Origin of the sequence: Helicobacter rappini, from assembly GCF_900198625.1 — a bacterium.
Classification (GTDB): domain Bacteria; phylum Campylobacterota; class Campylobacteria; order Campylobacterales; family Helicobacteraceae; genus Helicobacter_A; species Helicobacter_A rappini.
On the sequence record NZ_FZPK01000005.1, the window covers coordinates 1 to 12499 of the forward strand.

The following is a 12499-nucleotide window of genomic DNA, read 5'->3' on the forward strand; positions in this document are numbered from 1 at the left end:
TGTATTTTTTGTGGAATCTGTGTTAATTTGTGGGATTTTTCCTTGTGGTAATTTTGGTGGTAATTGCAATGCTTGTGTTGTTTGTGTATTCTGTGTGCTTAGATTAGGATTAATGGTAGTATCTTGTGATTGTTTTAAAAGGTTTGTAGTCTTTAAGCTTTCAAGTGTATTGTTAATGAGATTATTATCATTTTCTCTTTGTGTTGGTGTGAGTATGTATCCCATGCAATGCCTTTTTTAAGTATTTGCATGAGAATAGCAAAGCTTATAAATTAAGTATATGTCGGTTATATGTGTTCGTTTCATACCACTTACAACAAAGCCATAAGGCTTTGCCTTGCATTTGCAAGTATTCTAAGGTTATTTATTATAATCTTATTTCAGCAAAGCTAACATTAAGCTTAAAAAAGATATAATAAACCCAAGAATTGTAAGCAGCAATTCGAGCTTCATTAAAACTCCTTTTTACAAGGCTGTTTAAATTTACCCGAAAGGTTGCAGCCTTTTGGGTAGCAACCTCAATGTAATTATATCTACTATTTGCTTAACTTCTTTTGAATTCTTAATATCTATTCTAGCTTGTCGTGTTGAGCGATAGCGTTACATCTCTACTTACATAAAAGCTAGATTTTTCGACTTTTTCAAAGTCTCGTGCAATCCGCAAGGATTTTACCCATACTTGCAAAAATAACAAAGTAAGCAAACAAAACCAAATTCCAATATTTGCGTATTTGCTTTTAAATCTTTATGTGAAAAAATAGCTAGGAGTTACCTAGAGGTCAATGACTAGCTATTTTTTTATATAATCTTTGAAATGAAACGCCAAAGATGAATTTCACTATAAAGACACACTATTAAGGCATAGGGTCTCCAAGCCTTGTCCTTGTTATAACCCCTTGTGCTTCTTTAATCCATACTTCTAAATTATCTGCATATTGCACCACAACAAGAAAATGTGAGTCAAGAGATTTTTTAAAAATAATAATGTAAAAATATTCTACATTATTATTTTTTCATAATTAAAATATTAACTATAAAAAATGTTCTTATTATTATAGTAATTATGTGCAGGGAGTTATGAAAGCTGCAGGAATAACAAAATTTTACAGTTAAAATAACTAGACTATGACAAAAAAATATGTGTGATTTGTATTTTTTTAATGTATAATTTCTGCCATTTAAAAATAAGGAAAGCTTTATAAGCTGGTTATTAATGCGTATTTATAAGAGATTTATGTTTATATAAATATAACTTATTGTAATACTCATTAAAATATTACATTATGTTGCTAAAAGAAGCATGGTTTTGTGTTTCAAAGAAATATTTGTGGTATTTTCGTAACACTTAACTTTGAATATTTTTAGTAATATGTTTATTTAGTTTTCATATTTTTAATGTTTGATTTTTGCCTAATGTTAGGCTAACACAAAGTAGTTGATGGAAAAATTAAGGAGTGAGATTCTATGTCAAGGAAAATGTCATTAAGTATCGTTATTGTGCTTGTGTTGTGTTTTACCTTTTTTGGTGTAGTGGAGTATGTAAAGCAACGCAATATGTTTATTGGGAATAGTATTGCTGAAAATAATAATCGCGTAAAAGTCATGACAACTTATGTTGATATCCTTATGAAAAGACAATTTGATTTTGCAGAAAAAGTAGCAAAGGATCTCTCGCGTAATCACGAACAATTCTTCACAAGAAGTAGTTTGCCTGCATATTTACATAGCATAGCTATGGTGTCTGGTGTATTGCAGGTTTATGTGTCTTGGAGTAATGATGGATTCACATATACCGCGGCAAAGGCTGAAGAATACAAAGTAAGGACCATGAAATATAGCGATGGTAGGGTATATGATGCAAGGGAGCGTCCATGGTTTCAGCAAGCATTGCAAACACAATCGGTAGGCAATACAGAGCCATATAAAGATGTAGCAACGGGAAATGGCGTTATTACCATATTTGCACCCATTAAGATAGATAATAATGTCGTTGGGGCGGTTGGCGTTGATGTAGATTTAGTTGAGTTTGCTGCAGATATACGCGCAATAAAAACGGATAAAAGAGAAGTTTCTATCTTTAGAGATGTTTTCTATGTGCATCCAAATCAAAGCTTTGTTATGGCAGAGGGTAATCCAGATGCAAAGCATTCACTCTCTGTTGGAAAAGCTGCTGCTAAAAGTGGAGCGCCATTTGACTTTCACCGCATGGGAGAGAGTGATAAGAAGCATGGAATCTGTCAGCAGTCTTCACTGGATTGGTCTGTATGTATTGTGAGTAGTGAGAACGAATATAAACCGCATTTAATTGGATTATTTTTATCAAATGTTGTGTGGTTTGTGGGTATTATTATCGTTGCTGGGGCAGTTGTCGTCTTGGTTGTGCGTAGAAATTTGCAGCCATTAAATGTTATAGAATCTGATTTAAGTGCATTCTTTAAATTCCTAAGCTATCAAAGCAAAACACCACCAAAGACAACGCTTATAAAAAATAAAGATGAGTTTGGCAAAATGTCGCATAGAATCAATAAAGAAATTGAAGAAATTGTCGCATTAAGACATGATGAACAAAGTCTTTTACAAAGTATAAATGATCTTATTGCAGAAGCAAAAGATGGTAGGTTTGGATCTCAAATTGATATTGTAAGTAATAATCCAAACTTGCAAGGCGTTGTTGATGCACTTAATACAATGAGCGGTATTTTAAAGAAAAATATTTGTGCAGATATTGCGCGTATTAATATTGTGCTTGATGCAGTTTCTAAGGAAGACTATTCGCAACAGATTAATGAGCCAGTTGGTATTGAAACAGGTATTAATATCGCAATAGCACAATTTGCAAATATGCTAAAAATGAATGCGGGACTAATTGACAAACTTGCAAGTTATAGCAAAAGCTTAGATGATAATACGCGAAACCTACATAAAAGCAGTATGCAGCAAGCACAAGGTGTAGAGGATACAGCTGGTTCGATCGCACATATTACAGAATCTATTGGCAATATCAATGAGCAAAGTAAATCTATTATCAAGCAAAGTGAAGATATTAAAAGTGTAATTGGCATTATTAGAGATATTGCCGATCAAACCAACCTTTTAGCATTGAATGCAGCGATTGAAGCAGCAAGGGCAGGAGAGCATGGCAGAGGCTTTGCAGTTGTAGCTGATGAAGTGAGAAAACTCGCAGAGAGAACGCAAAAAAGTTTGGGTGAGATAGAAGCGAATACGACAATATTAACACAGGGTATTATGGATATTTCAAGCCTTATTTCCGAGCAAAACGATAAGATATTGCATATTAATGATAATATTTCTGCAATATCAGAGGCAACACAAGAAAACGCTGATATAGCTGATAGCACACATGAAGTCGGCGCTAAGATTTATGAGATTGTAGAGAGTGTAAGCACACAATTGGCAAGTAAGAAGTTTTAGTGATACGAATTTATGCTAGATTGATTAATCTAACATCTCTAATATATCTTAAGAACTCTTTAAGATATATCGCCTTAAAAGATAGCCAAAGCCATAAATAAATCATTGAAAAAATAAATTTTTTATTTCACTACATTATACTTATGCTACATATGGGTTATCTCACCCAAAACTAGCTACAATATCATTTTAGAAACATTAAAGAAGGATAAAATGGCAAGATTCACAGAGGCAAGTTTAGCCCATTTATATGAATCAATTGATATTGTAGATGTTATCACACAATACATTGATGTGCGAAAAGTTGGTGCAAACTTTATGGCATTATGCCCTTTCCATGATGATAAGACACCTAGCATGTCAATCAGTGCAATAAAGGGCTTATATCATTGCCATGCGTGTGGTGCAAGTGGAAATGCAATCCGCTTTGTCATGGAGTATGAGCGATTATCTTTCCATGATGCCGCACAAAAGATTGCCGCCCTTTTTAATGTGGTATTAGCATATGAGAAAGGTTATGTCGAAACAAAAAAAACTAATCTCTTACCATCTCTTGCCCTATTTTATCACAACAATCTTTTCAAGCATAATGATATGTTGCAGTATCTTTTTTCACGCGCTATTAATGAAGATTCTATAAATGAGTTTGAGATAGGGTATAGTGGCAATAGTTATGATACCTTGCGTTTTCTTGATGAGCAAAAGCTAAGTCGCAAGGAAGCGGTTGAATATGGTGTTTTAACACAGGGAAATGACAGAGATTATGCGCGTTTTGCAAATCGCATTATTTTCCCTATACATTCAAGCACAGGCGTTGTTGTGGGTTTTGGTGGCAGGACTTTGAGTGCTGATAAAAATGTGGCAAAATATCTTAATTCCCCACAAAGCAAGGTGTTTAATAAATCAAAGATTCTATATGGCTATCATTTAGCAAAGCAGATGATCTACAAACAAAAAAGCATTATTGTATGTGAGGGCTATCTTGATGTGATTATGCTGCATCAAGCAGGATTTAAGAATGCGGTAGCCACACTTGGGACAGCCTTAAACGAGGGACATTTATATCTATTAAATAAGGATAATCCGCGAATATATATGTGTTATGATGGTGATAATGCAGGGATTAATGCCGCATTTAAAGCAGCAAAATTTCTCTCACAAAATAGTAAAGATGGTGGTGTCGTCATACTAAAAGATGGGCTAGATCCAGCAGATATGATCGCACAAAATAAAATCGAGCTTTTTAAAGATGCTCTCAACAATGCAATGCCTTTTGTGGAATTTGTGCTTAGACATATCATTAAAGATTTTGATATAAATAATCCCATGCAAAAGCAAAATGCACTAAAAGCTTGCAAGGAATATTTGCATACCCTTACACCCTTTTTGCAAGATGAGTATAAGCAAAAATGTGCGTCATTATTACAGATTAGTCCCATTTATTTAGATACAAAAAATCAAAAGACAAATCATATAGAAATGCCAAAAGATAGCACAAATAATTTTGCTGAAGAAAGCATTTTATATAATATGCTAGAACATAAAGAGCATTTCTATCTTGCAATCAACTTTTTAACAAAAGAGCATTTCCAAACATATCGCCATGAATTTCAACTCATTTGCAATCAGGATTATGATAACGACAGAATCTATGCTTTGCGATTTAAAACTAAAGCAAAGATTCTAAATGATGAAGAGTTTAAAGAACAATTGCGTATATTCTTACTCCAATACGCACAAGATATGCTACCAAAAATTGCTATTTCACCCATTGAATCTAGTCTAAAATTCCAGCAAATAAAAGCCCTGCATGAAAATATCGCAAAGCTAAAAAGGGGAGAGCTTGTGTCGGTTGGTATGGTGTGATAGGAATATATGCGTTTTTATGCAATATAGTGTCACCTTTTATAAAATTACGCTTTTTGCATGTGAGAGCGCATCTAAAATCTTAGTCATTTATATTGTTGATAATATATGAGTTAATCTATATAGCCGCATAAAGAACACATGGCAACATACGACCTAGGTTTTGGACATTGATAGATTATTACAAGATTGCTGTCCTACACACCCCACATAAATTTTGGCATGGCAAACATTTGTGCTTTTGTCGCTATGCTATCTGTAAGTTTATCAAGCAATACTTCCATTTTATCTTTTTTTAGCCATACAATCTCTTCTACACCACTTAGATTCTGTAATATTTTCTCTACTTTACTCATGCTATTTACACCATCTATTAAGCCAAGTTTTAGGGCATTACTTGCACTAAAAATCTTGCCTTCAGCAAAATCTAGATGATTTTTAGTCTTTAGTCTTTCACCCCTTGCGGCGATCACATCAGTATAAAACATTTTGTATTGTTCTTGTGTGAGATTGTTTATAAACTCTTTTTCTGTGTTTTTCCATTTACGCGTGATTGAGCCTATCTCTTTATATTCACCAGCACTAACCCCTTGCATTTTTATGCCTATTTTATCCATTGCTTCTTCAAAGTTTGGCGCACTAAAGATTACACCGATAGACCCTATTAATGCACCACGATTTGCATAAATGCTATGTGCATACATTCCTGCATAATAGCTACCACTTGCCATAAGCGATTGTGTATAGGCTACAACGGGGATTTTTTCATTGAGTTCTTTTATCATATCTGCTATTTCAATACTCGCTCCCACAGCCCCGCCCGGTGAATCTATAAGCAGTAAAACCCCTTTAATATCATCATTTTTCTTAATAGCTTCTATTTGTGCGGCAAAGCTTTCACTCTCATAAATAGGGAAGTTTAGATAAAGTTTTGCTAGATTTGGTTTAGATTCTATCTCTTCATCACTTGCAAGAGTGGCTAAAAAAAGCACAATAAGAAGTAATACCACAACCTTAAAATAAGTATTAATAAAATCAAAAATACCCTTAATGCCCTTCCATAACACATGAAATATTTGCATAATAATCCTTTGCGTAAATATAGGGCTAGTATTATACTCTATTTTCAATAATGGCTTTGTTGGGTGCTGCTTGAAGTATTTGTGTATAATTGCAAAAAGTAGATATACAAGGAATAGTATGCAGGTTTATACAAATCTTAGTAAGATATATCGCGTATGGATAAGCCTTTTTATCGGCGTGATTGTAGGGAGTATTGGGAGTGTTGTAAGGATTGGCTGGGAGGTGCTATTCCCCCTGTCTTTACAAATGCCCTTAGATTCTAACGCAGAGTATATATTGCAGTTATTATGTATTGATTTGAATCTACTTAGTTTGAAATATGTGTTTAGTGATGGCTACGAGTGGAGTGTAGTCTATCTTGTATGGCAGTTTTTATTTTCGATTTTTTTTAGTTTGTTTTATATTTTATTTGCGGAATTTTGGCAAAAGCTAAAATTTGCACATGGAATCTTTTATGGCATTATGTTGTGGCTATGTGTGTATGTTTTATTTCTGCCTTTGTGCGGATTTGTAAGAGTAGATTCTATGTTTAGCTATTATGTATGCAGCTTTATAGAATCTTTACTTTGGATATGGATTATCGAGCTTACAAGAAGGGATTTGCGTAATAGAATCACACACGAAAGAGATCCATTCTAGTGGCTAAATGGGGGGGGGGGGTGTTTGCGTGGGAATAGCGATGGGATTTATCGTAGCGATTTCTGCACAAGCACTGCAGCGATAGGTGTAGAAAGGCGTTTGCGTATTGCATGAATTGCAACTATAAGTAAAGCTAATATCTGCCTTTATATGTGAGTATAATAATAAAAGCTGCAATACTTCAAGCGTAAAATCTTCACTCTTTTGATATCCACTCACAAAGCCCTTGGCATGATAAATTGCCATTAAATCACTTCTATTCGCAATAAAATCAAAAGGCACTTCATGTTTTTGAAAATGCCATAAAATATCAATATAGGGCATAATATCTTGCAGTAATAGAATCTTTTGCCAAAATAGCCCGACATTATAAAGCCGAAAATGCCGCAGGATAATATTTCTTAGCGTAGGGTCTTTTTCATAAAACATGAGTAGCTTTTCTTGCTGGTCTGCTAGAGAAATATGATGACTACTGCATAGCTGCATAACTTTTAGATAATTTTTAGTATGCCATATTTTTTTCATGGAGGATTTAGAATCAGCATTTGCACTCACAATCTCTTCTAAGCTATTTAATGCTTCTATGGCTTCATCATAATGTTTTAGATTCTCACAGGTTCGCATATAGTATTCAAGAATGCGGATATTATGCGGATAATAACGCAAAATTTCCAAAAAGATATTTTTACTTCTCTCTAAAAAACCAGCCCTATAATAACTATCACCGAGTAACTCTAGAATCTCTAGCTTTTCGTGCATCTCAAGTGGCTTTTCACTCAAGGTTTTATAAATGGCAATGGCTTGTTCATAATCCCCTGCTTTTGCATAGGTCTGTGCGATTAATATGAGTGTTTGCGTAGCATTTTTAGCGTGAGCGATAAACTCATCGATATTTTGCTGCAAACCAATACTATCAAACTGCTTACCTAAATTATCGATTAAATCTTGCTTTCGCTTATGTGCTCTAGTCCGCTTTAAAGAATCTAAAAAAAATACAAATGCTACCATAAATAGCAACGCAAGTATGCCAAATATCGGGTTTCTATACGCATTTAATATTTCAATCATGTTATGCCTTATTGGAATCTAATTTTTGTATTATAGCTTAGAATGTTTTTAAGATGGTGTTTGTGTGTTTAGAAACAAGTTTGTTAAATGGGACTAATGTATAGTGTAGAAACACACTTTATCAAACTTGAAAGCATACAAGTTTTTGCTTGCGTAAGAAAAAATCAAGGACATCGTGACACCATGTCAGATACTTTGCTATACTCAACACAACAGCTATTAGATTCTAGAATAAACACAATGAAATATTGGGTATAAATCCAAAGTTTTTTCATTTAATACTTAAAATGAAATTGTAGCCAAAATCCAAATTCTACATTTCTAGGGGAGGGGGATGCAAAATCGCACGATTACAGATGCCAAAAATTATGCCCCACCCGGATATTTGACACAGAAACCAGAAACTATTTCTGTGCATCTTCCACAATGTTAATAATCGTATTTGCTACGCGTCTAGCGGTTTTATCCAAAAACTCAACAGGGGAAGTAAAGCCCACACAAGAGCAGTTAATCTCGCCTAGCACATACTTATCCTTACCATTTTCATCAGTATCAAGGATAAAATCCGCCGTCCAAATCAAAGGCAAATCATAATTACCAAGCTTTGTTTTAATCTCTGGCAAGTTAGATAAGAAGTAGCTTACCAACTCATTCCATTGCTCTGGCTTATCATAGCGGTATTTTGCCCCGCTAAAGAGTGTTGCAGAAAACGCATCTGCACCTTCAGCTGGTTTTTTATGCACGACATAAATAGGGTCTTTATACAGCATTAAGATTCTAATCTCGCCCTCTTTAATACGCGGTAAGAAAGTCATATCCACAAGCATACCATTATCGCCTGTCAAATACTTTTCACAGAAATTCATAAAATCGCCTAGTTTATGCTCTTCCACGTGGTTATCCACCGCTTCTGTGCATCGCACGATAGTATCAAGTGGGATAGAATCAAACTTGCCATATTGACTTTGATCTTTTAGCTGCACACGCCAGATTCCTTCCCCTGTGCTGCCGCGATTTTGCTTTAGCACTCTTTCACCTTTTGCTAGAGTTTTTGGGAAGTTTGCTTTAAAGTCGTGCTCTTCTCCAGCTACCCAATTCACACCAATGCGTTTTGCTTCAGCGGGATCATAATAGGCTAGAGTATCTGTTGGCACAAGCTCTGTATTGCGAAGTTTTGTAAGCGCATCTTTTGCCTCATAGCCAATCATCGCATCAGGGTGAGGCATACCAATCACACCACTATCACAAAGCTTACGCAACACATCAAAGTAAAGCTTCTCTTCTTTCAAATTGCCCGGATTCACACGCGATACATACGCATCAGCCGCACCTTTGACATATTCAAAAATCTCATTTGTTTTCGCAGAATCTTTTAGAATCTCATCTGTGAAAAACACAACTTCCGCACTCCAACCAAGCTTTTTGAGATAGTCCATCATCGGCACGGTATCTTTTCTGTGTCCATCTCTGCCTTTATCACTGCCACCTACTGCTTCAAAAAAAACGATATGCTTTTTCATGAATCGCTCCTTAAAAATGAAATTCCGTAATTCTAGCATATTTTCAAGCAAAATGTGCTTTTTATGACTGCTTAGTAACACTTTAGAGAGGCACTTTTTGGAATAATCTATAATTTTTTAGGTTTTTTCCATACGCCACTGCGGAATACAAGGTAAAAAATAAGTGCTCGAATATAAGTCTCAATAAAAATGATAACAAAAAGCATATAGATTGAAAAGCCAAAATGTGTGCAAAGCCACATAGGCAAAAGGCGAAATATGGATATGCTAACAATATTAATGAATAAAGGTATCTGTGTGAATCCAGCCCCGCGTAATGCCCCATCATACACAAAAGATAAGATTAATGGAATCTGCGATAAACCAACGGCGATAAGATAATATACAGAGATTTCTATCCCAAGTATATCATCGCGTATGAAAATCGCTGACAAAGGCTTTGCAAAGATTACTAAAAGAAGTCCGCAAATTCCTAGCATAATGCTTGATAAAATCACACAAAGCTTTGTGTATTCACTAGCCCTTATATAGTTTTTTGCCCCAATGCTTTGTCCCATAAGACTCATAATCGCTACCATAAAGCCAAAGCCCGGCACAAATGAAAAGCCCTCAATGGTAGTCCCAGCTTGGAATCCAGACATAGCACTATCTTTATAAATTGCTGCATAAGAGCCAACAAAAATTAGCACAACATTGAGTGAAGCAATGGTAAATATACGCTCTAATCCTGTTGGAATGCCAACTTTAAAAGCATTGAGTAAAAAAGTCTTATTAAAATAGAGTGAGAAAGAAAGCTTTGTTTGGACAAATTTTGGCAATAATAATAAAATAAACATTTCAAGATATGAGATAAAAAGGCTCACATAAGCAGCACCAATAAGCCCTAAAGATGGGAAGCCAAATCGCCCTTCAATGAATAAGTAATAGCCAAGTATACTAAGAAGTGTTAAAAAAATCTTAATAAAAAATGGTCGCTTTGTATCACCGGTCGCTGCAAAACCAGAGATAAGCACATTTTTAATAATAATGGAAGGCAGGGCAAAAATAGTTAAAGAAACATAGCTATATGTAAGAGTGTATAACTCATTACTTAGATTAAAAAGATTTAAATAATAAGGGATTCCAAGATAGATTAAATAAAGCATGGGAAGAGATATAAAGCAAGCACTAAGTATGATTGTAGCATACACTCTATTCATCTCTACATAATTTTTTGCACCAAAACGCCTTGACATTAACACATTTGTGCCAATACCAAAAATCGCACTGATAGGATAAAAAACAATAATATATTTCGCTCCCGTGTTTAAAGCAGTAAAATGCAGTGAAGAGATACCGCCTAAATAAAAAAGGGCTAAAGATACGCTAAGCATATCAAGACCAGACTGCAAACCGCTAGGAATGGCGATATTTAGAATCCGCTTTATCTGAATCTTTTTTGTCCGCCCTAAGCTAAACATATAATGCCTTTATATGCTTTAAGCTTCATTCATGCCATTCAAAAATTCATCATTATTTTTTGTGCCAGCAAGCTTTGAGTAAAGGAAATTGAGTGCTTCAATATCATCCATTTGACTGATAACATTTCGTAGCATCCACACCTTACGCAGCTTTTCATCACCAAGCAATAAGTCATCTTTTCTTGTGCCAGATTTTAGAATGTCAAATGCGGGATAGATTCTACGATCGGCAATACTTCGTGCTAATACGATTTCAGCATTACCTGTGCCTTTAAACTCTTCAAAAATGACTTCATCCATTCTAGAGCCTGTCTCAATCAATGCGGTAGCGATAATGGTTAAACTGCCACCATGCTCAATATTTCTTGCCGCACCAAAGAATCTTTTAGGCTTATGCAAAGCATTTGCATCAACACCACCGCTTAAAACCTTGCCGCTTGAAGGCGTTGTAGCATTATAAGCGCGTGCTAAACGAGTGATAGAATCTAGTAAGATAACAACATCTTTGCCGACTTCAATGCGTCTTTTCGCTCTCTCTAGCACGAGTTCTGCTACGCGTATATGATTTGTCGATGGTAAGTCAAAGGTGCTTGAGAATACTTGTCCTTTTACACTTCGCTCCATATCTGTTACTTCTTCTGGTCGCTCATCAATGAGTAGCACCATGAGTTCTACTTCGGGGTGATTCTCACTTATACCATGTGCTAATTCTTTCATGAGTTCTGTTTTACCCGTTCTTGGTGGGGCTACGATTAATGCCCTTTGTCCTTTACCAATGGGGCTAAAAAGATCTAGCATTCTGCCTGTAATTTTTTGTCTATTATATTCTAGCTTTAGTTGCTCTGCGGGGAAAAGCGGGGTGAGATTCTCAAATAAAGGACGATTTTTAATCTCTTCTAATCCTAAGTAATTCACCGCTTCAATCTTTAAAAGCGCATAATATCTCTCTTGGTCTTTTGGCGGACGCACCTGCCCTGTAATAATATCCCCATTACGCAAAGCAAATCGCTGAATCTGACTTTGTGAAACATAGGTATCATGCTGTGTATCAGAAAACTTCTCATCAATCGAGCGTAAAAAGCCATAGCCCTCACTTGTAATCTCTAAAATACCAGAGATAAGTATGAAGCCACCTTGACTGACTTGATTTTTTAGAATCTCAAAAATCAAATCCTGCCTTAAAAGGTCTTGTGGATTTTGGACTCCAAGCGTTTTTGCAATCTCTAGTAATTTTTGCAAAGGTGTAATCCGCAAATCCTCCATCTTAAAGCCCTCAACTGGCGTGTGAGTCCTTTTTCCTATATCTTTGCCTTTATTTTTTTCATCATAATCATTTTTTTGCTCTCTATCATATCTATCTTGACGCGTGTTTTCATAACGCGTTGTCTTTGTGCCTTTATATGATGGCTTTTTTGTTTTTAATGCCTCATC

10 protein-coding genes are annotated in these 12499 nt (G+C 35.3%); 3 read left to right on the top strand and 7 right to left on the bottom strand.

The genetic code is table 11. The features are described from left to right. On the bottom strand, window positions 1-225 hold a 225-nt coding region (locus tag C6H17_RS01115; protein ID WP_158654999.1), incomplete at its 3' end, for a hypothetical protein. A 349-nt stretch (window positions 226-574) separates the two neighbouring features. Continuing rightward, window positions 575-703: a hypothetical protein gene (locus C6H17_RS13205; protein WP_263363174.1), complete on the bottom strand. Its 129-nt coding sequence runs from the start codon at window positions 701-703 to the stop codon at window positions 575-577. Between the two features lie 761 nt (window positions 704-1464). On the opposite strand from C6H17_RS13205, the gene C6H17_RS01120 reads away from it, so the two are divergent. Together C6H17_RS01120 and dnaG are read left to right on the top strand one after the other, a co-directional pair. Further along, window positions 1465-3432 (top strand): methyl-accepting chemotaxis protein, encoded by a 1968-nt coding sequence (locus C6H17_RS01120; protein WP_005217733.1) that lies wholly within the window; start codon window positions 1465-1467, stop codon window positions 3430-3432. 213 nt (window positions 3433-3645) lie between these two features. After that, window positions 3646-5298 (top strand): DNA primase, encoded by a 1653-nt coding sequence (gene dnaG, locus C6H17_RS01125; protein WP_005217735.1) that lies wholly within the window; start codon window positions 3646-3648, stop codon window positions 5296-5298. Between the two features lie 197 nt (window positions 5299-5495). Here the strand turns inward: dnaG and sppA are convergent, their stop codons facing one another. After that, a complete protein-coding gene (gene sppA / locus C6H17_RS01130) occupies window positions 5496-6380 on the bottom strand; it encodes a signal peptide peptidase SppA (protein WP_005217737.1) in 885 nt (294 codons plus the stop codon). Between the two features lie 118 nt (window positions 6381-6498). Here sppA and C6H17_RS01135 point away from each other — a divergent pair, with 118 nt between their 5' ends. Further along, window positions 6499-7020, top strand: a complete 522-nt coding sequence (locus C6H17_RS01135) for a DUF1440 domain-containing protein (RefSeq protein WP_005217741.1) — start codon at window positions 6499-6501, stop codon at window positions 7018-7020. 3 nt (window positions 7021-7023) lie between these two features. On the opposite strand, the gene C6H17_RS01140 is transcribed toward C6H17_RS01135, so the two are convergent. The 4 genes from C6H17_RS01140 to rho form a co-directional block, all read right to left on the bottom strand. Further along, window positions 7024-8088 (bottom strand): tetratricopeptide repeat protein, encoded by a 1065-nt coding sequence (locus C6H17_RS01140; RefSeq protein WP_005217742.1) that lies wholly within the window; start codon window positions 8086-8088, stop codon window positions 7024-7026. A gap of 404 nt (window positions 8089-8492) precedes the next feature. Beyond that, window positions 8493-9608: a Cj0069 family protein gene (locus C6H17_RS01145; RefSeq protein WP_104731312.1), complete on the bottom strand. Its 1116-nt coding sequence runs from the start codon at window positions 9606-9608 to the stop codon at window positions 8493-8495. 107 nt (window positions 9609-9715) lie between these two features. After that, window positions 9716-11068, bottom strand: a complete 1353-nt coding sequence (locus C6H17_RS01150; protein WP_020995833.1) for an MATE family efflux transporter — start codon at window positions 11066-11068, stop codon at window positions 9716-9718. 18 nt (window positions 11069-11086) lie between these two features. Continuing rightward, entirely contained in the window at window positions 11087-12331 is a 1245-nt protein-coding gene (rho, locus tag C6H17_RS01155; protein WP_174566025.1) for a transcription termination factor Rho, read from the bottom strand. Window positions 12332-12499: the final 168 nt, after the last annotated feature.